This window comes from Actinomyces sp. S4-C9 (genome assembly GCF_000758775.1).
Lineage (GTDB): Bacteria > Actinomycetota > Actinomycetes > Actinomycetales > Actinomycetaceae > Gleimia > Gleimia europaea.
Genome location: NZ_JRMU01000007.1, coordinates 83534 through 103421 on the forward strand (window position 1 = coordinate 83534; position 19888 = coordinate 103421).

The 19888-nt window shown below is 57.2% G+C and carries 18 protein-coding genes; 13 read left to right on the plus strand and 5 right to left on the minus strand.

What is annotated here, in order from left to right:
• Nucleotides 1–17: 17 nt before the first annotated feature.
• Together HMPREF1628_RS03900 and rpsT are read left to right on the plus strand one after the other, a co-directional pair.
• The gene (locus tag HMPREF1628_RS03900) at nucleotides 18–725 is read left to right on the plus strand and encodes a hypothetical protein (protein WP_034508101.1); all 708 of its coding nucleotides are present in this window, start codon (nucleotides 18–20) and stop codon (nucleotides 723–725) included.
• A 249-nt stretch (nucleotides 726–974) separates the two neighbouring features.
• Nucleotides 975–1238, plus strand: coding sequence for a 30S ribosomal protein S20 (gene rpsT, locus HMPREF1628_RS03905; RefSeq protein WP_034508104.1), 264 nt, complete (start codon nucleotides 975–977; stop codon nucleotides 1236–1238).
• A gap of 149 nt (nucleotides 1239–1387) precedes the next feature.
• Here rpsT and holA read toward each other — a convergent pair whose 3' ends face one another.
• A complete protein-coding gene (gene holA / locus HMPREF1628_RS03910) occupies nucleotides 1388–2359 on the minus strand; it encodes a DNA polymerase III subunit delta (protein ID WP_034508108.1) in 972 nt (323 codons plus the stop codon).
• A gap of 105 nt (nucleotides 2360–2464) precedes the next feature.
• Here holA and HMPREF1628_RS03915 point away from each other — a divergent pair, with 105 nt between their 5' ends.
• Nucleotides 2465–3298: an aldo/keto reductase gene (locus HMPREF1628_RS03915; protein ID WP_034508110.1), complete on the plus strand. Its 834-nt coding sequence runs from the start codon at nucleotides 2465–2467 to the stop codon at nucleotides 3296–3298.
• Here the strand turns inward: HMPREF1628_RS03915 and HMPREF1628_RS03920 are convergent.
• Both HMPREF1628_RS03920 and HMPREF1628_RS08630 read right to left on the minus strand, forming a co-directional pair.
• Nucleotides 3254–4750: a ComEC/Rec2 family competence protein gene (locus HMPREF1628_RS03920; protein WP_156956871.1), complete on the minus strand. Its 1497-nt coding sequence runs from the start codon at nucleotides 4748–4750 to the stop codon at nucleotides 3254–3256. The genes HMPREF1628_RS03915 and HMPREF1628_RS03920 overlap by 45 nt on opposite strands.
• Nucleotides 4741–5424 (minus strand): ComEA family DNA-binding protein, encoded by a 684-nt coding sequence (locus HMPREF1628_RS08630; RefSeq protein ID WP_232219373.1) that lies wholly within the window; start codon nucleotides 5422–5424, stop codon nucleotides 4741–4743. The genes HMPREF1628_RS03920 and HMPREF1628_RS08630 overlap by 10 nt, the downstream gene beginning before the upstream one ends.
• Nucleotides 5425–5622: 198 nt before the next feature.
• Here HMPREF1628_RS08630 and proC point away from each other — a divergent pair, with 198 nt between their 5' ends.
• The 3 genes from proC (at nucleotide 5623) to HMPREF1628_RS03940 (ending at nucleotide 8097) form a co-directional block, all read left to right on the plus strand.
• Nucleotides 5623–6432: a pyrroline-5-carboxylate reductase gene (proC, locus tag HMPREF1628_RS03930; protein ID WP_034508115.1), complete on the plus strand. Its 810-nt coding sequence runs from the start codon at nucleotides 5623–5625 to the stop codon at nucleotides 6430–6432.
• 106 nt (nucleotides 6433–6538) lie between these two features.
• Entirely contained in the window at nucleotides 6539–7324 is a 786-nt protein-coding gene (gene hpaH, locus HMPREF1628_RS03935) for a 2-oxo-hept-4-ene-1,7-dioate hydratase (RefSeq protein WP_034508118.1), read from the plus strand.
• A complete protein-coding gene (locus HMPREF1628_RS03940; RefSeq protein ID WP_034508120.1) occupies nucleotides 7309–8097 on the plus strand; it encodes an HpcH/HpaI aldolase family protein in 789 nt (262 codons plus the stop codon). Before hpaH ends, HMPREF1628_RS03940 begins: the two co-directional genes overlap by 16 nt.
• A 38-nt stretch (nucleotides 8098–8135) precedes the next feature.
• Here HMPREF1628_RS03940 and betT read toward each other — a convergent pair whose 3' ends face one another.
• Nucleotides 8136–10190, minus strand: coding sequence for a choline BCCT transporter BetT (gene betT / locus HMPREF1628_RS03945; RefSeq protein WP_034508124.1), 2055 nt, complete (start codon nucleotides 10188–10190; stop codon nucleotides 8136–8138).
• 107 nt (nucleotides 10191–10297) lie between these two features.
• Between betT and HMPREF1628_RS03950 the strand changes: the two genes are divergently transcribed.
• The 3 genes from HMPREF1628_RS03950 to HMPREF1628_RS03960 are packed head-to-tail and all read left to right on the plus strand — an operon-like array spanning nucleotide 10298 to nucleotide 12857.
• Complete coding sequence (locus HMPREF1628_RS03950; RefSeq protein WP_034508127.1) at nucleotides 10298–11215, plus strand: metal ABC transporter substrate-binding protein; 918 nt, start codon at nucleotides 10298–10300, stop codon at nucleotides 11213–11215.
• On the plus strand, nucleotides 11212–11979 hold the full coding sequence (locus HMPREF1628_RS03955; protein ID WP_232219374.1) for a metal ABC transporter ATP-binding protein: 768 nt from the start codon (nucleotides 11212–11214) through the stop codon (nucleotides 11977–11979). The genes HMPREF1628_RS03950 and HMPREF1628_RS03955 overlap by 4 nt, the downstream gene beginning before the upstream one ends.
• On the plus strand, nucleotides 11976–12857 hold the full coding sequence (locus tag HMPREF1628_RS03960) for a metal ABC transporter permease (RefSeq protein ID WP_034508130.1): 882 nt from the start codon (nucleotides 11976–11978) through the stop codon (nucleotides 12855–12857). The genes HMPREF1628_RS03955 and HMPREF1628_RS03960 overlap by 4 nt, the downstream gene beginning before the upstream one ends.
• A gap of 156 nt (nucleotides 12858–13013) precedes the next feature.
• Here the strand turns inward: HMPREF1628_RS03960 and HMPREF1628_RS03965 are convergent, their stop codons facing one another.
• A complete protein-coding gene (locus HMPREF1628_RS03965; RefSeq protein WP_034508133.1) occupies nucleotides 13014–14480 on the minus strand; it encodes an NAD-dependent succinate-semialdehyde dehydrogenase in 1467 nt (488 codons plus the stop codon).
• 292 nt (nucleotides 14481–14772) lie between these two features.
• Between HMPREF1628_RS03965 and HMPREF1628_RS03970 the strand changes: the two genes are divergently transcribed.
• From HMPREF1628_RS03970 to HMPREF1628_RS03985, 4 genes are all read left to right on the plus strand, one after another.
• The gene (locus tag HMPREF1628_RS03970; RefSeq protein WP_034508136.1) at nucleotides 14773–16266 is read left to right on the plus strand and encodes a fumarylacetoacetate hydrolase family protein; all 1494 of its coding nucleotides are present in this window, start codon (nucleotides 14773–14775) and stop codon (nucleotides 16264–16266) included.
• A 21-nt stretch (nucleotides 16267–16287) separates the two neighbouring features.
• Nucleotides 16288–17820: a 5-carboxymethyl-2-hydroxymuconate semialdehyde dehydrogenase gene (gene hpaE, locus HMPREF1628_RS03975; protein WP_034508139.1), complete on the plus strand. Its 1533-nt coding sequence runs from the start codon at nucleotides 16288–16290 to the stop codon at nucleotides 17818–17820.
• Between the two features lie 91 nt (nucleotides 17821–17911).
• Nucleotides 17912–18994, plus strand: coding sequence for a 3,4-dihydroxyphenylacetate 2,3-dioxygenase (hpaD, locus tag HMPREF1628_RS03980; protein ID WP_034508141.1), 1083 nt, complete (start codon nucleotides 17912–17914; stop codon nucleotides 18992–18994).
• Nucleotides 18995–19147: 153 nt separating this feature from the next.
• Entirely contained in the window at nucleotides 19148–19822 is a 675-nt protein-coding gene (locus HMPREF1628_RS03985) for a GntR family transcriptional regulator (protein ID WP_034508145.1), read from the plus strand.
• Nucleotides 19823–19888: the final 66 nt, after the last annotated feature.

Below are 19888 nucleotides of genomic sequence, written 5' to 3' on the forward strand. Positions count from 1 at the left end.
CGGGAGTACAAACCACAATGGCCGATCAAAATCGCCCCGAGGGTTGGATCCACAACTGGGAGCCAAATAGTGACGATCGTGGCTCCCGCCCCCACATTTACGAGGCTCAGCAAGCCCCGGACGGTAGTTTTCATGTCAGTGAGGATGAGGGCGAGGACAACGTGGCTCGCACCGAGAGAATGACACGAAACATCGTGACTGTTCCAGGCAGAATCCTGGTTGATCTCGCGCTCCTTTCTGCGGGGAGCACTACCCTGCTGGGCTTCATTGGAATATTTGCATACGGATCATGGGGATTTTGGATCCCCGCCATCCTCGGTCTTGCTGGGCTGGGGGTGACTCTGTTTTTCGCGGCGCGCCGCAGGCAACTGCAAGAAGCATTTGCGAGGTCTGGCCCCAAACAGGTTCTTCAAGAAAGTTCTGTTGTAAGCCGCCCTGGCTCAAAAGCCGATGCGTATGCGGACCTACAAGATATGGCGGCTAAGGAAGGCGCAAAAATTAAGCGTGCGCGAGAAGAGTTTTCTTCCCGTAGCGCTCGGTTCTTTCCGCGCATTGAAGCGCTACAACGCGCCATGCGGCAAATGGTTGACCCCAGCTACGACGCGGTTTGGTTACAGATCGATATTCGCCCCACTCTCGCGGCTTTTCTTGGGACTGTCCTTGTTATTCCCATTGGAGGATTCCTGATTGTGGTAACGGCAATGGCCCTGCTACTGGCAGGCTAATAGTTCGACCCGCCAGTTCTGCACTTAAGGAGTTTCTAGTTGCGGCAAGAGCGAACCGTGTGCATCATCACCTTGACACGGTGAAAACACGCCTAGTTTGAGTGAGAAACACCTGGTATTATGACTAGTTGGTTCGCCCTGGTCGGGGCGTTCCAACGCTGAGCTGTTCGCAGTCGAGTGTCCCCCACTTTTGTCCAAGGCTCAGCAACCCCTCACCGACCTTGTAATCGAAAAAGAGAGTGTAAAACTGTGGCAAATATTAAGTCCCAGATTAAGCGCAACAAGACCAACGAGAAGCGTCGTCTACGCAACAAGGCCGTTAAGTCGGAGTTGAAGACGTACGTACGCCGCACTCGTGAAGCGATTGCTGCCGGTGACCGCGATAAGGCTAACGAGGCACTGCAGGCTGCATGCCGCAAGCTTGACAAGGCAGTCAGCAAGGGTGTTATTCACCGCAACCAGGCTGCTAATCGTAAGTCCAAGCTCGCTAAAGCTGTAGCGAAGATGGACTAGCGGATCGACCAAAAGATGGAGGCTACGGCCTCCATTTTTTATATCTAGATCAGGGTTTTATCCAAAAAGGTCCGGCAGAGCTACTAGGGTTCTTGGCAAGGATTGACCGAAAATGTTGTTTCCTGCCAGGAATGCGAGCAAGAGGAGAACTACCTCCCTGCTACCGTTAGGACGAGTTTTTCAAGGGCATATTCTGGGTCATCTGATTCGCCTTTAACGGCGGCATCCGCACTTGCAACAGCCATGACCGCTCGGCGAAGTCGCGCCTCGTTCCAGGCGCGAGCATCCCGGCGCACACGGTCAATCTGCCAGCTCTGCATCCCCAGCTTGGAAGCCGGCAACGGCGGGCGAATAGACACTTTTGCGATCTGCCTAACTTTAAGTGCAATACCTCCAACCAAAGCGGGAGCGCTTGCACCTGTGGCCAAAGCATGACGCAGCAGCGTTAGGGCCTCACCAGCCCGGCCCGAAACGGCTGCGTCAGCAACCGCAAACGCAGTTGCCTCCACCCTGCCCGACTGATACCGGTGCACATGCTGGCTGGTGATAGTTCCCTCAACGTCACCAAGCAACTGCGAAGTCATAGCCGCAAGCTCGGCCAAATCTGACCCCAAAGCGTCCACTAGGGCCTGCACAGCTTCGGCTTCGATGCGGCGCCCTGCCCGGCGGACCTCCTCGCGCACAAAATCCATTTTGTCGCCCGGACGTTTCACCTCATTAGCCACAAACGTTGCCACATTCAGTTTTTGCGCGGCGGTGAGCACCTTGCGTCCCGCGTTTCCTCCGTTGTGACGTAGCACCAAAGTCACGTCCGGCTCGGGATGTTCCATGTACTTTGCGAGGTCATCGAACAGGGCAGGTGATCCGGCTTCTAACTCGGGGATGTACACAAAACGAGCCTCGCCGAACAGGCTTGGCGACGTGTGAATAGCCAATTGGCCCGATTCGTAAGAACCTGCCTCTAGACGGATCATCTCTACAGCAGGATCCGCTTTACGCGCCAGATCACGAAGCTTCGAAACTGCGCGTTCAGCAAGAAGTGGCTCCTTGGACTGGATAAGCACCACGGGAGCCAGAGCTGCCTCAAACCACTGTTTGGGGGCCTTACGATTTTGCGCCATACGTACAGAGTGCCACAGGGGACGGACAATTTTCATCCGCCTGCCCCGCTCCGGTTTCGCCGCCACGCATAGACCTCTAGTCTAGAAATGAAGAAAGGGGTAGCAATGGCAGATATTCCAACATTGGAACTACTTGACGGCGGCCGTATTCCCGCGATGGGACTGGGCACTTCAAAACACAAGGGCGTGGAGGGCGCGGCGCTTTTTGCTCGCGCGATTGAAGACGGCTACCGGCTGATTGACACGGCCGCGCAGTACGGCAACGAGCTTAGCGTGGGTCAGGGTGTTAAAGACTCGCGGGTAGAACGCGAACAACTTTTTATTACCACGAAGATCGCGGGCGGAGATCAAGGAACGGGTGCAACCACGCACGGTTTGGAAGGATCACTGCGAAGGCTTGGCGTTGATTACGTTGATCTGACGCTGATTCATTGGCCAAACCCTTCGCGCGGCCTCTATTTGCAGACGTGGGAAGAGCTCATCAAGCTACGTGAGCGGGGCCTGACTAAGCACATTGGAGTTTCGAACTTCTTGCCCCACCAGATTGAAGAACTAGAGGCGCAAACGGGCGTGCTTCCCGTGTTAAACCAGATTCAGCTCAGCCCGATCATTGCGCGCAAGGACCTGCGCAGTTTCCACGCCAGTAAAGCAATAGTGACTGAGGCGTGGCGCCCCCTCGGACCGGTGGAGAACCTGCTGGGACAGGTGCTCGTTGAAAATATTGCGAGTGAGGTCGGAAAGTCGCCGGCACAGGTGGTGCTGCGCTGGGCGGTGCAAAGCGGGATTCTTCCCATCCCGGTTTCTTCAAAACCACAACGTAATGCCGAGAACTTGCAGGTGTTCGATTTTGAACTCAGTGATGATCACATGCGGGCTTTGGATCTCCTGGATACGTCAGACCGGTTTGTGTGGGATCCGATGAGCCACGAGGAGTGGTAAAAGTCTCCACCCGATGTAGGTGACTGTAATAAGTAGCATCACCAAAACTGTAGCGATTGCTCCCGGGCCGATGATTTGTGCGCCCGGGAGCTTTGCAAACCAGGTGGTGATCGCAATGATCCCTTGCGCAAACAACGCGGCGAGCAAAGCTACTTGGCTGGCGTTTCCGATTTGTGCGAGGACAGCGGTTGCCAGCGAAAGTAGGGTTGTGGGCGCAACTAGAGGTGCCAGTGCAACATTTGTAAATACTGCGTAGAGTGCAACGCTTCCGTTTAAACATAGGAGTGCAGGGCTGGTGGCTATCGTGGCCGCGAGCGGAACGGAGGCGGTATTCCACAGCTTTTGAGCCAAGCGACGCAATTTGGGCCAGCCTGGTGGAGGGTTTCTTTGCCTTCCTGTCGTGGCGATGAGCACGCCGGCCGTGGAGAGAGTGGACAGTAGAAACCCTACGGAGAGGGCGAGCCACGGGTTCCAGATGATCCAAGCTAAGACCACGAGTGCGAGGGAGTTGAAAGGCTGGCCGCGTCGTCCTAAAACGCCGCTCCAAGTTGGGATTGCGGCCATTGAAACGGCTCGGATTATGGAGGGGGTGGGCCCGACTATTGCAACCAGGCCGGCCACGATCGTGCTGACCAACGCTATTTTGGTGGTCCCTCTGCCCGGCAGTAGCACATTGATTGTGCCTATCAGGATAGCCAGGTGAAGTCCCGAGATGGCGGTTAGGTGGCTGGTTCCTGTTGTGACCATGGCGTCGCGTGCCTGTGGCGGTAAATCGGAATAGTCACCAATGCTCATTCCTGCAATGAGGCCGCGAGACTCAGGCGGGAGGGGCGCGAGGGCGGAGTGGAGGTTTTTACGAAATGCCACGCGCCAGCCGATGGCCTCGCAAGTTTCGATATTGGCTGGTTTGAATACGCCAAGCATGGGCGGGGTAAGACCGGCCTGCAGACGGCCTGAGAGTATAACCTGATCCCCCGCGCGTGCCTCGATCCGACTGCCGGCAACAAGGATCTTGCCGCCTGGAACCGCGAGGTGGGTGATCCAGCGACCTTGTGTGGCCTCACGGCTGGGGCGTTCAACGGATGCGGTAATGACACATCTGGTTTTGCATGCTTCTTTCATGTCGTGACGTGCAAACACGTGCGCGTGGGTGGCAGCAGAAATAACCGAAATAGCAAGGACAAGGCAGAGCAGCGCCGTTGCGGATACGAACGAGCCCGGGTCTTGGCGAGCGTGCACCGCGCGCCTCGTCTTCTGCACGATTCCAAGCAACACGAGAACAGACGTGAACGCCAACACTACGAGGAGCGCGCTAAGCGTGCTGCCTGAAGAGTTCGCTACCCGCAGAACAAGCGCGGTGGAAAGCCATGCCAGTATCGCGGCCGGCACTAGACGCAGGTCAAGTGGCGTGCGATCTAACTGCTCGTTGGGCACATTTTGAGCTACTGACACAGCTGGTCCTTGAACCCCGCGAACGTTTTTGGACCTATCCCAGAAACCGCGCGGACATCTTCGGGTTTAGTGATGCCGTTTTCGGTGCGATAGGCGATGATGCGTTCGGCGAGCGCGGCGCCAACTCCAGGTAAGCGTTGGAGGGCCTGACTATCTGCCACCGCCAGATCGATACACCCGCCCGCGCCCGCCCCAGCATTTGTAGAGCCCCCTGCCCCAGCCGTGCCCGCGCTCGGTACGCCTAAGCCGCCGGCCGCGCCACCCTTTTCTAGTTCTTCATTTGTGAGGACGTGAATATGCTGCCCATCCGCCACGACCTGCGCGAGGTTTACCGAAGCCAACGCGGCATCCGCGGTCATTCCTCCAGCAGCCTGAACGGCGTCCGCTCCACGAGCTCCGGCGCGCAGCTGAACCACCGAAGGCTTATTGACCGCTCCGGTGACCTGCACGAAAATTGCGCCACCGTTACTGGGGTGAGGTTCCGATTCAGCCTCGCTTGGTTGCAGGGCGCGCGGGTCCTCCCCCTCAGCTTTTATACGTTCACGTAGTTGGGAAGTTCCATCCTCTAAAATCGCATCAGTCGCGGGTGCCGCAATGCCCAGCCGAAAGAGTGAGAACGATGCAACTGCAAAGAGTGCCACGGCGAGCGCCACCATGGCAAAAGGAGAGGGCAAAAGTCTAAGAATAGGCGGATTCGACTTTTTGGCGCTTCGACTAACCGCGTTATCAAAAGCGCGCTGCCTTAACCGGGCCGGCGAAATTGCATGCTTCATGACGCCAGTGTGCCGCTAAGAAAGCCTTACCATTCTGGTCTCTAGCGCGGGCGTGGATAACCCCCGGCGCGTTAGGCTTGTGGATAGGAAAGGAACGCTATGAAAATCGGTTTTATTGGCGCCGGCAATATGGCGAGCGCGATTGTGCGTGGCGTGGTAGCTGCGGGTTTGGATGCAGATGAAATCTACTTGACGGACAAATCAGGAAAGTCTGCTCCTGCACTTGCAACCGAGGTTGGTGCCCACGCACTGGCCGACAACCGCGAGCTAGCCCAAACGGCAGACGTAATCGTGCTAGGTGTGAAACCACACGCGGTTGAAGATGTGCTCAAAGAAATCACGCCAGAAATCAGCGACGGCAGCAAACTCGTTATCTCGCTTGCGGCAGGCAAGAGCCTGACATCACTGCAGCAGGCAACCGAAACCAATGTGCCGATTGTGCGCGTCATGCCTAACGTAAACGCGGCCATCGGCGAGTCCATGACCGGTATCGCGCGCGGCGCGGCCGCCTCCTCAAAACACGTGGAGATGGCCAAGAAGATAATGGTGCCCGTGGGCCGCTGCCTCGTGATCGACGAGGGGCACTTCCCTATTTTTTCTGCTCTCGCCGGGTGTTCCCCCGCGTGGATGTATCAAATCGTGGACGACTTTGCCCGCGCAGGCGTTAACCACGGCCTTACAAAACACCAGGCAGTTGCAATCGTTGCCCAATCAATGCTGGGATCGGCACAAATGATTCTTGACGAGGCCGCCACTGACGGTGCAACTCCCGCAAACTTGATAGACCGGGTGACGTCCCCGGGCGGTACCACGATTGCCGGTTTACTGGCCGCGCAGCAAAGCGGACTGTCCACGGTGTTGGGCCTTGCGGTGGACGCGGCTGTGGCCCGAGATGGTGAGCTCGGCTAAGTTTCCGCCTCCCCTTCCCCAAATCGTGTACGATTTTGCCTAACGGTACCGATTCCGCGTGCACGCGCGCCGGCACCTGGCAGCAATACAGACTCAAGGAGGCGTCATGCTGGACCAGAAAATCCGCCAATCTATCGCTAAAGAGCTTGTTAAAGCCAAAGAAACACGCACCCCAATCCCCCTGCTCACCGCTCGCTACCCACAGATGACCGTAGAGGACTCCTACGCTATTCAACGCCTGTGGAGATCAGAAAAAGAGGCGGCCGGATGCGTGCTAAAGGGCCGCAAAATCGGACTCACATCTAAAGCGATGCAGGACGCAACCGGCATTGACGAGCCAGACTACGGCCTCATTTTTGACGACATGATCTTCGAAACCGGTTCCGTATTTGCGTGGGACGAGTACACGCATCCGCGTATCGAAGTTGAGCTTGCATTCGTCCTCGGCAAGGACATTAAGGGCCCGGGCGCCACAATTTTTGACGTTCTAGACGCCACCGAGTGGGTGGTGCCAGCCCTCGAAATTCTCGATTCGCGTATCGAAATGAAGGGACGCACAATCGTAGACACAATAGCTGACAACGCGGCTATGGGGGCGATGGTTATCGGAGGACGTCCCGTGCGCGTTGACGAAGTGGACCTGCGCTGGGTCAGTGCCGTGCTGTACCGCAACCAGGAAATCGAAGAGACGGGCGTGGCCGCCGGAGTGTTGAACCACCCGGCCGCAGGCGTACACTGGCTGGCAAACAAAATCGCCCCGCACAAGGGATACCTGGGCGCAGGCGAAATCATCCTCGCCGGGTCATTCACTAGGCCCATGTGGGTCTACAAGGGCGACTCGGTGCTCGCAGACTACGGACCGCTAGGGACAATCACATGCCAATTCAACTAGACCCACCCCGCACCCTCATTCAGCATATTGACGAGGCCGGCCGCGCCCTCATCGGAATTTGGGCGTGCGCTGCTTCGCCTATTACCGCAGAAATCTGCGCCTCCTGCGGGCTTGACTACGTGCTCATTGACGCCGAGCACTCCCCCAATGATCTGACCAGTCTGCTTCACCAGCTACACGCCACCTCCTCATACCCGGCGTCCACGATCGTGCGTGTACCAATCAATGACGAGCGTTTGATCAAGCAGTACCTCGATCTTGGCGTGCGCAACCTGTTGGTCCCCATGATCGATAGCGCCGCGGAAGCTGAGCTTGCCGCAGCCCGCGTTAACTATCCTGACAAGGGCGTGCGCGGTGTTGGATCCGCCCTCGCACGTGCGTCTATGTGGAATCGAATCCCGAACTATCTGGAGCGTGCACGAGAAACGATTACGCTAATCTGCCAGATCGAATCTGCCAAGGCTGTAGAGGACGTGGAGAACATCCTCGGTGTTGATGGCGTAGACGCCATTTTTGTTGGTCCTGCAGATCTCGCAGCTGACTTAGGAATCATCGGACAGGCCGGCGACGAATCAGTCAAGTCCCGCGTCATCCACTGCATTAAGGCCGCGAAAGCCGCGGGCAAGCCGGTTGGTACCAATGCCTTTGATCCTGCTATTGCTCGCGAATATATCGATGCGGGTGCCGACTTCGTGCTCGTGGGAGCAGATGTCACCATACTCGCACGCGGTAGCGAGGCTCTGGCTGAGAAGTTCCTCGAAACCAGTAACTAGATTGGCCGCGCCACTCTGAAATTAAAACGAGGCAACTATTAGTGATCCTGGCGCGTTTGGCGAGCTGTCTCATCCAGCTCCTGAACGCGCCAGTAGTCTTGGTGCACCTCAAACTGGTCAAGCACGTCATGGATTAGCGCCTCGGTGGAATAGCCCATCACGTCGTAATCCTGTTCGCCCTGGGGCATGTGCACTTCCAGCCTGGTCGACATGTGGTTCGCGCTGCTCATCTGACCGCCGTACACGGTGGTTGGAGCGTCAACTGCCAGAATGCGATACACAAACTGTTCTTGCCCAACTCCCGCAACAAACTTGAGGCGGTCGTGAATGAAGATCGACTCGTCGAGGTCCTCAATTGGCTCATCGCCGCCGCGAATGACTTCTGCCTGGTAACCCTGCGCGGCCAATTCCTTCGCAATCAGACGCAGAGCCGGTTCAGCAACGCGGTCCAGATACCTCTTTGCCTGGATCGGTGAGACCTGTTCGAACGTGCGCGCCAGACGATCTCGCCAAGACGGGTTAACCAGCTCCGCACCCGCCCCCGTTATGGTGTTTCGCAATGAGCGTTCCCGCAGCCGAACGCTGCGGTCGTCCTCACGAAGCGCCTTCATCAGACCAAACATGACCAGAACCATAACCACGCTAAATGGTAGCCCCATCACGATGGTGGCGTTTTGGAGAGCTGGAATACCGCCCACAAGCAGCATTCCTATGGTGAGAACGCCGGTGACCGCAGCCCAGAACACGCGCAGCCAACCGGCCGCATCGTCTTGTACCGAGGGCAGGAATGAGGACAGGTTTGCCATGACCAGGGCGCCCGAGTCCGCTGACGTAACGAAGAAAAGTAAGCCTACAAAAGTCGCCACGGCCACGAGGAGCATCGGTAGCGGATACTCCTGCAGTAGCGTGTAAAACCCGTACTCGGGGATTTCAACCGTCTTTTGCGCATATTCCAGATTGCCGCCTGTGCGAATGTAGTCCAGCGCCGCATTGCCGAATATCGAGATCCACATGAGAACGTACAGGAACGGGATTGTCATTGTTCCGGCCACAAACTGCCTAATGGTGCGTCCGCGCGAGATTCGTGCGAGGAACATTCCCACAAAAGAGGCCCATGCAACCCACCATGCCCAGAAGAACAGTGTCCACGCGGCCTTCCACGCCGAGGCGTCGGAGTAGGCAAAGGTTTCCAGGCTCATCGCTGGGAAGCGAGTGACGAAGTCCCCCACATTCATGATAATTGCGTTTAGCAAGAAGTCGGTGCGTCCGGTGATCAGCACCCACCCAGACAGTGCCACGGCCAGTACAACGTTGAGTTGGGAGAGGAAGCGGATGCCCTTATTGATTCCCGAGGTAGCCGAGATCGTGGCCACCAAAACGGCGAGCACCACCAGCGCGATCTGTGCAGGCAGTCCTTGACCAATGCCGAACAGAATTTCAAGCCCCACGTTCAGTTGCACCACGCCAATGCCCAGGGTGGTTGCGATACCAAATATCGTGCCAAGTACGGCCGCCCCGTCAACCACGTGGCCAAGGGGGCCGTTCAAGCGGTCTTTGAAGATTGGAGAGAGCGCCGAGCGCACGGCAAGCGGGAGGCCGCGCCGGTATGCGAAGTATCCTAGGGCGATGCCCATGAGGGCGTACATTGCCCATCCGGTAATGCCGTAGTGGAACAGCGTCCACACGGTTGCCTGCCTTGCCGCTTCTATCGTCTGAGCCTCGCCGATGGGAGGGTTCATGTACTGAGCGACAGGTTCGGCAACGGCAAAGAACATGATGTCGGTACCAATGCCGGCAGCAAACAGCATTGAGGCCCAGGCAAATGTGGAGAACTCGGGTTTGGCGTTGGGTGGGCCAAGTTTAACTTTGCCGAATCGAGAGATAGCTAGCGCGACCACAAACACCACCATGACAGTTGCCATGAGGATGTAGAACGGACCGAACCAGGTGGCAATCCAGTCTACTGCGACGGTTAGCACGCTACCGGCGGTGGCCGGCGAGATCACTGCCCAAAGCGCGATCGCGATAATGCTTATTGCAGATCCGGCAAACACCGGCCAGTTAACCGGGATTCGCGCCGTCTTGTTACTCACGTGTTCTCTCCAATGTAGTTTCGTGCCCGCGCTAAACGCGCCTTCGCGAATTGTTACATTTTTTAGCGCGTCTTGCATTTTTCGGGCGACCGAAATATATTATTTACATGACCGAAAGAAAAGAAAAGATTGCGGCGAAACTCTTTGCCCTCAGCGCGGTTGTAGCGCTCTCCATTCCGTTGGCCGCATGCTCTCCAGAGACATCCGAAGACGCAAAGCCACAGGTTCTAACCACATTTACAGTGATTGCAGACATGGCTCAAAACGTTGCGGGCGAGCGCCTCGACGTCCACTCCATCACCAAACCCGATGCGGAAATCCACGAGTACCAACCAACTCCCGATGACATCAAACGGGCCGAGAGTGCGGACCTAATCTTGAACAACGGTCTCGACCTCGAACGCTGGTTTGAAAAGTTTGTGGCCAACACCGACGCGCAAACCGCGGTGCTTTCCGAAGGCATCACGCCCATCCCTATTTCTGAAGGCGATTATGCGGGCCACCCCAACCCTCACGCTTGGATGTCCCCCGCTGCCGGCGTGAAATATGTTGAGAACATCGTGAAGGCCTTTAGCGAGCTCGATCCGGAGGGTGCCGATTACTACGAAAAGAATGGCAAGGAATACGCCGCCAAGATCGAGGCGGTAGGTAAGCAGATGGAAGAAGAACTGCAAACCCTGGAGCCCGACCAGCGCGCGCTGGTGACTTGCGAGGGAGCGTTCAGCTACCTTGCCCGGGACGCAGGTCTACAAGAAAAGTACCTGTGGGCCGTAAACGCTGAGGGCGCGCTCACCCCCGCTCGCGTGGCTGATGTTGAGAATTTTGTTAGGACCAACAAAATCCCGTCCGTATTTTGCGAGTCCACGGTTGGCGACAAGATGAAGCCAATCGTGCAGGCTACCGGCACCGACTACGGGGGCACTCTTTACGTTGACTCACTAACCGGCCCGGACGGCGATGTTCCCACCTACCTCGACCTGCTGCGCTACGACGCCGAGCTGATCACGAAGGGCCTTAGCAAGTGACAGCCGCGACGGTGCAGGTGGAACAAAGCACGCCTTCGGCCGAGCCGGGCGTTGCCCTTACCATCCGCGATTTGCGTGTCTCCTACGGCAAGGTTCATGCCCTTACCGGCGTGGATCTTGCCGTAAGGCAGGGCACGATCATGGCGGTTGTAGGCATGAACGGCTCAGGCAAATCTACCCTGTTCAACTCGATCATGGGACTAGTGCCAACCAGGTCCGGCGAAATCCGCGTGTTCGCAAAAAGTAGTTACGAGGCTCGCCGCGCCGGCCTCATCGGCTACGTTCCCCAAAATGACGGCATCGACAAAGACTTCCCCATCACTGTAGGAGAAGTCGTGATGATGGGCCGCTACGGCAAAATGAACTGGCGCAGAAAGCCGCGGCCATCCGACGTGGAGGCCGTGGCGAGCGCCCTCGAAATTGTGGGGCTTACCGACCTGACTGATCGACCCATTGGGGCACTGTCTGGAGGGCAACGAAAGCGTGCTTTTGTAGCTCGAGCCGTAGCCCAGGGAGCGCGCGTGATACTCCTCGACGAGCCCTTTGCTGGCGTGGACTACACCAGCGAAGCTTTGATCACCGACCTACTTAAACAGCTGGCCATCGCGGGCACTACCCTGCTGATCTCCACTCACGACCTCGCCTCAATCCATAAGTTCGCAGACGAGGTAGCTCTGCTTAACCGAAAGATTTACACCGTAGACACTCCCGAGCGCGCCCTCGTGGAAGAAAATCTGCTCCACGTTTTTAGCGAGACAAAATGAACATAAGTACCTGGCTGTGGCTAACGTTTGGCGAGATGTGGACGCATTCGTTCATGGTTCGCGGATATGCGGTGACGCTGCTGGCTGCCATGGTGTGCGCACTAATGTCATGCTGGCTGGTTCTGGTGGGATGGTCCTTGATGGGAGACGCGCTCTCTCACGCCGTTGTTCCCGGCATTGTGGTTGCATACATTGTTGGCATCCCATTCTCGCTGGGCGCCTTTCTCGCTGCCCTCGCCTGCGTTGGTCTGATCGGCGCCTTGAAACACACGTCAAAAATCAAAGAGGACACGGCGATGGGAGTTGTGTTCACCACCATGCTGGCGCTGGGGCTCACTCTCATATCGATATTCCCAAGCCACATCGATCTGCAGCACATCATGTTTGGCGATCTGCTTGGCATAACCAATGAGGACATGTTGCAGGTTATGATTCTAGCGCCGCTGGCCGGCATCACCGTGTGGCTGAAGCGCCGTGACCTGACCCTGTTCGCATTCGACCCGGCGCACGCCTCCACAATCGGCCTGTCCACTAAGCGACTTTCCGCACTGCTACTTTCTTGCCTTGCGATCACGGTTGTGGTTGCTATGCAGGCGGTAGGCATGATTTTGATTGTGGCCCTGCTGATTATTCCGGGCGCCACCGCATTCTTGCTCACGGATAGCTTCCGCACCCAGCTATGGGTATCACCCCTGATTTCCGCAATATGCGTAACCATAGGCATTTACCTGTCCTACTGGTTCAATATGGCATCGGGCGCAACTGTGGTAACCGTCTCCGGCTTCGTTTTTGCCCTCGTATACGCTTGGTCCACGTTGCGCGCACGAGCGTCACTACATCGCGAAGCTCGTTCGACTTCCGAGACTGTTGCCGCGTGATTTCAAGCAGAAGGCTACTGCGTTAGCCCCTGTTGCACACGTCCATGTGGGCCAACAGAGAGTGCGAGACGACCAGAAACTAGCGTCCCGCAAAGAAGCGTCAACACGCAGTGAGGGCGTCCGCATTTGGCGGACGCCCTCTTTTAAAGCGGCTAGCTATGCGCGCGGAGTACCGAGGTAGATGGTTTCCAGGTACTCCTCGATTCCCTCAACACCGCCCTCACGACCAAGCCCGGAGGCCTTTACCCCACCAAAGGGAGCGGCCGCATTCGAGATTGTTCCCGAGTTTACGCCGATCATGCCCACCTCAAGCTCTTCACCCAGGCGAATGATCCGCTGCATGTCCTTGGTGTAAACATATCCGGCCAGACCGTACTGGGACTTGTTGGCCAGTTCAAGTACTTCCTCTTCACTCGCAAACGAGTAGACGGGCGCAACCGGGCCAAACACCTCTTCTTCCAGCAGTGGGTTGTCGGCGCCTTCCACCGTAAGTACCGTGGGCGGGAAGAAGAAACCGGGCTGATCCAAGCGTTTGCCTCCAACCTCGATTTTCGCGCCTGCAGCCACGGACCTTTCCACCAGCTCTTCAACCGACGCCAGCTGCCTTGCCGACACGATTGGCCCTACGTCCACGCCTTCTTCCATACCGTTGCCAACCACCATCTTGCTCATGCCCGCAGCAAACTTTTGCGTGAACTCCTTGGCTACCGACTCGTGCACGTAGAAGCGCGAGGCCGCGTTACAGGCCTCTCCCATGTTGCGCATCTTTGTTGCAAGAGCCGCCTTAACGGCAAGGTCAATATCGGCGTCCTCAAATACGATAAACGGCGCCAGACCACCCAGTTCCATGGAGGTGCGCAAAACATTTTGCGCAGCCTCACGCAGCAACGCTCGCCCAACCTGGGTGGAACCGGTGAATGACAGTTTGCGCAGACGCGAATCTTGGATCATCGGGCCGGTCATAGCCGGCGTTGACGAGGTTGGAACAATGTTCACTACGCCGCGGGGCACCCCTACTTCTTCCAACACGCGTACAAAAAGTAGCGAGGTGAGGGGCGTTGCCTCGGCCGGCTTCAAAATAGTGGTACAACCTGCGGCAAGAGCCGGAGCCACTTTTCGGGTAGCCATAGCGAGGGGGAAGTTCCACGGCGTCACCAGCAAGCACGGGCCCACCGGCCTCTTGATCGTGACTACCTGAATGTTGCCCTCCGGCGTCGGATAGTAGTTCCCCATGGTGCGCGTAGCGCCCTCTGCAAACCAGCGGAGGAACTCCGCGCCGTAGGCGACCTCTCCATACGCCTGATCCAGGGGCTTGCCCATTTCGGCGGTCATCACGGCCGCAAAGTCATCTTTCAACTCGACTACGCGATCAAACGCGTCCCACAGAATCTGTGCGCGCTTTCGCAAGGGGGTCCGGGCCCATTCACTTTGGGCGGCAACCGCAGCGTCAAGTGCAGCCATCCCATCTTCGGGAGTTGCGGAAGCCACGTCGGCAAGCTTTTCTTCGGTAGCCGGGTTAATAACGGTGAAGGTTTCTCCGTTGGAGGAATCTCTCCACTCGCCATTGACGTACAACCGAGTTGGAACTCTTCCAATAACTTCGTCGACCTTAATATTCGCCACGGGTAGCTCCTTTGCTCTTGTTTCCACTCGAGCTGTTTGCAAAGCGAGTGGGTAACGCCCATTTTTAGGCCTGGTTTTCACGAACTGAAACCAACACTAAAATCATATACGTTTTTGCAAACAGATCCGACTATTTGCCAGAATCTCTCAATATTAGAAAATCTATTGACGCACACCACACTTTGCCGTACTGTTTCACGTAGATCATATACGATATTGTAAGTGTTGACTAAAAGGGGCAACGAAGCCTCAAGTGGGTAGCCGCTGAAGAGCAGTAAGAAGGTTTCATTTCATGGACATTATTACTCAAACACTTGGAAAGCGACCGGGCAAGATTTTTGCCGTCCACCTTTCCTACAAGTCACGCGCCAACCAGCGCGGCCGCACTCCAAAATACCCCTCCTATTTCTTTAAGGCTCCATCGTCACTGACCGGTTCTGACGTTGTCGTGCGCCCAGAAGGCACCGAGCTTCTTGGTTTCGAGGGCGAAGTTGCGGCCGTAATCGGGAAAGAAGCGCGCAATGTAAGTGTTGCTAACGCTTGGAGTCACGTCGGCTGGATCACGGCTTCCAATGACCTCGGTCTGCATGACATGCGTTACGCGGACAAGGGCTCAAACGTGCGCTCCAAGTCCGGCGACGGCTACACGCCGGTTGGCCCCACCCTCCTCGACGCGAGCGAGCTGAGCGAGGATCGCATTGGCGTACGCACGTGGTTGGATGGCCAGTTGGTATCAGATGATTCCACAGCGGGAATGCTCTTCTCGATCTCCACGATGGTTGCCGACCTTTCACGCCTGCTCACCTTAGAAGAGGGCGATGTGATCCTCACCGGCGTTCCGGCCGGCGCATCCGTTGCCGAACCCGGCCAGGTAATAGAAGTTGAGGTGTTCGACCTGGATCGCCCTGAGGTAACCACGGGCAAGCTGCGCACCGAAGTGAAGTCCGGCCCCGCTCTGGCCGAGGTTGGTAATCCTCCCAAGGTTGATGACAAGCAGCGCTCTGACGCGTGGGGCTACCCCATCGGCGAAGAGGCCGAGAAGGCCGCCCAGACCGCACCTTTGGACCCGCAGCTTCGCGCCCGCCTCGAAAATGTTGCGGTAGCTACCCTTTCAGTACAGCTACGCTCGCGGGGCTTCAACGAGGTTTCCTTCGACGGCGTGACGCCGCTACGTCCCGGTATGAAGATCGTTGGCACCGCCCGCACGCTTCGCTACCTGCCCTACCGCAAAGACTTGTTCGACAAGATGGGCGGCGGCTTCAACCATCAGAAGCAGGCAATCGACTCTGTGGGTGAAGGCGAAGTTCTCGTCATGGAGGCGCGCCGCGACAACACTGCAGGCACGCTCGGTGACATCCTGGCCCTACGTGCCAAGGTACGCGGAGCGGCCGGCGTCATTACCGACGGTTCGGTACGAGACGCGGCAGCCGTAGCAGAAGTTGGTATTCCCGTGTTCTGCGGGGGCCAGCACCCGGCCGTACTCGGCCGGCGCCACGTGCCCTACGAGCACGACGTGACCATTTCTTGCGGCGGTGCAACCGTCATGGTTGGCGACGTAATCGTTGCAGATGACGACGGCGCGATCGTGATTCCCCGCCACCTCGTGGAAGAGGTGGTTGCGGCCGCAGAAGACCAAGAGCGCCGCGAAACGTTCATCGCCCAGATGGTTGCCGAGGGCGCCAGTGTCGACGGCCTCTACCCCATCAAGAAACCCGAATGGAAGACGCGCTACGAGGAATGGTTGCAAGACAATCCGCTGCCGTCCTCGCTTCGCGAGTCAAAGTAACCTCACGTTCAAAGGAGAAACATGACGAAGCGTCCAGCAAACCTACCCGAGCGCATTCAGCACTACATTGATGGCCAGAACGTGGACTCGGTGAGTGGTGAAACCTTCGACGTAATCGAACCCACCACCAACGGGGCCTACATTAAGTGTGCGTCCGGCGACAAGGCCGACGTGGACCTCGCGGCCGCGGCTGCCCGCAAGGCGTTCGACGAGGGCGAATGGCCGCGCATGCTACCTCGCCAGCGCGCCCAGGTGCTCTACCGCATCGCAGATGAGGTTTCTAAGCTAAACGAGGAGCTCGGCGCAATCGAGTCGTTTGACTCCGGCCTACCGATCCGCCAGGCCAAGGGCCAGGCCAACCGTGCGGCGGAGAACTTCCGCTTCTTTGCCGACCTAATCGTTGCCCAGCACGACAACGCGTTCAAAATGCCCGGCCGCCAGATTAACTACGTTAACCGCAAGCCCAAGGGCGTTGCCGGCCTCATTACCCCGTGGAACACGCCGTTCATGCAGGAGTCGTGGAAGCTTGCCCCGGCCCTTGCCTCCGGTTGTACAGTCATTTTGAAGCCCGCTGAGTTCACCCCGACCTCGGCCTCGCTATGGCCGGGAATCTTTGAACGTGCCGGCCTTCCCAAGGGCGTATTCAACATGGTGCACGGCTTTGGTGAAACCGCTGGTGATTCGCTGGTGAAGCACCCGGACGTGAACCTGATTTCGTTCACCGGCGAAGTTGGAACCGGCAAGATCATTTACGGAAACTGCGCTCCAAACATGAAGTCCATGTCCATGGAGCTCGGTGGCAAGTCCCCTGCCGTAATTTTTGCTGATGCAGATTTCGAGGCCGCACTCGACTCCACCTTGTTTGGCGTTTACTCACTGAATGGTGAGCGCTGCACCGCGTCCTCGCGCATCCTCGTTGAGCGCCCCATTTACGATAAGTTCGTAGAGGCATATGCACAGCGCGCCAAGAAGGTAGTGGTGGGAGACCCGGCAGATCCGACCACCGAGATCGGCGCTCTGGTACACCCCGAGCACTACGACAAGGTCATGAGCTACATCGAGATTGGCAAGAGCGAAGCTCGCCTGATTGCCGGCGGTAAGCGTCCCGAGGGCCTTGACAAGGGCAACTACGTTGAGGCAACCGCATTTGCGGACGTGCCGCGCGACGCGCGAATCTTCCAGGAGGAAATCTTCGGCCCCGTCGTTGCAATCACGCCATTCGACACGGAAGAAGAGGCCCTGGAACTGGCCAACGCAGTGGAATACGGCCTCGCCGCATACGTGTGGACCAAGGACGTAACGCGCGCTCACAACTTCGCGCACGGCATTGAATCCGGAATGGTCTGGATCAACTCGCATAACGTTCGCGACCTGCGCACCCCGTTTGGCGGCGTGAAGTCTTCCGGTCTTGGCCAGGAGGGCGGATACCGTTCGCTGGACTTCTACTCGGACCAGCAGGCAATTCACCTCACCCTCGGTGACGTGCACACCACCAGGTTTGGCGCAACAGGATACGCCGATAACGACCTCGGGCTCGGCGGCCCCAGCGCATAACCCACCAGCTTTGCCGGCCTTCAAACCGGGGTCGGCAAAGCAGATTTCAATGACGAAACCCTTAACCACCCCGTAGCCAAAGGAGTCTAACATGTCCCAAATCAAGCCGATTGAACTACCTGGCCTACCCGCACCTGACATCTTGCGCTGTGCGTACATGGAGCTGATCGTCACCGATCTTGCAAAATCGCGCAAGTTCTACGTTGACGCTCTCGACCTGGTCGTCACCTACGAAGATGATGAGGTCATCTACTTGCGCAGCTTCGAAGAGTTCATCCACCACAACCTCATCCTTCGTAAGGGTAACGAGGCTGCGGTGCGCGTGTTCTCTTACCGCGTGCGCACGCCCGAAGACCTGGACAAGGCCGTTGCCTACTACGAGGCGCTTGGCTGTGACGTCCGCCGCGAGAAAGAAGGCTTCGTGAAGGGTGTTGGCGACTCGGTGCGCGTGCTCGATCCGCTGGGCTTCCCCTACGAGTTCTTCTACGAGACCGAACATCAGAGGCGCATGTGCTGGGATTATGACAAGCAGGGCGCGGGCGCCCTGGTCCGCCTCGACCACTTCAACCAGGTCTTCCCGGACGTGGAAGCTGGTGCGAAGTACCTTGAGCACGGCCTTGGCTTCAAGCGCACCGAGGATATTGAGGATGAGGACGGCGTAACCTACGCAGCCTGGTTTGCTCGCAAGCAGACGGTTCACGACACCGCCCTGACCGGCGGCAAGGGCCCGCGCATGCACCACGTTGCTTTCGCCACCCACGAGAAGCACAACATTCTCTACATTTGCGACAAGTTGGGCGCAATGCGCATGTCGGACCAGATTGAGCGCGGCCCGGGACGCCACGGCGTTTCGAACGCGTTCTACCTCTACCTGCGTGATCCGGATGGTCACCGCGTGGAGATCTACACGCAGGACTACTACACGGGCGACCCGGACAACCCGTTGGTTACGTGGGACGTGCATGATAACCAGCGTCGCGACTGGTGGGGCCACCAGGTTGTGCCGTCCTGGTACACCGAGGCTTCCCGCGTTGTGGACCTGGATGGCAACCTCGTTCCGCTTATCGAGCGTGAGGCGCCGAAGGAGATGGACGTGACGATTGGAGCCGACGGCTTCTCTTACACCCGTAAGGGCGATACGGAAAAGGGCTTCAAGGTAGGCGAACAGCTCTAAGACCAACAAAAGTTTTGCCGGCTCAAAGCACTTTAGCTTTGGGCCGGCAAATAATTAACTTATTTTTTATGGATTCTTTAGATATGATAAATAAAGAGAACGTTAAGAAATCTAAGGGTCTTGGCGCTTCTGGCACTTTAGAAAGCAGGCACGATGACGGAACATGCTGGGGGATCTATTTCGAAGTCCGAAAGGGTTTATCGGACTTTGCGCCAAGGAATCCTCTCCGGTCGGTATTCGGCTGGTTATCGTCTGGTTCTTGACCGTATTGCTCGCGAAATTGGGGTGTCTGCTGTCCCTGTAAGAGAGGCTGTTCGCCGTCTAGAGGCTGAAGGCCTCGTGGAGTTCCAGCGAAATGTTGGCGCGATCGTTACTGGTGTGGATAAGAAGGACTATGCGGTAACGATGGAAACGATGGCGGTTATGGAAGGCTACGCCACCGCTTTGTCCATCCCCTACCTGGCTGAAGAAGACCTGAAAGAGGCTCACGAACTTAACGATCAAATGCGCGAACTGCTGGTTGGAGAGTTTGATCCGCGCAAGTTCACCACGCTCAATAATAGGTTCCACCGAATCTTGACTCAGCGCTGCCCTAACCACAGGCTTTTTGATTTGCTTGAGCGCGAATGGGACCGCATTACGATCATTCGCAGATCTGCATTTGCATTTGACCCAAGCTACTCGACGCGGTCAGTGGACGAGCATGAAGAGATCTTGAAGTTGATTGAAGAGGGTTCACCTTCGGTTGATGTAGAGCTTTTGGTTCGCGAACACAAGATGCGCACGATGCGCAAGTACATCGCTACAGACCACAAGCCCGCCTATTAGTGAGATCTCCAACTATAGGACGTGACCAATATTCGGTCACAAAGCTAACTCCCCGATGTTCGCTCT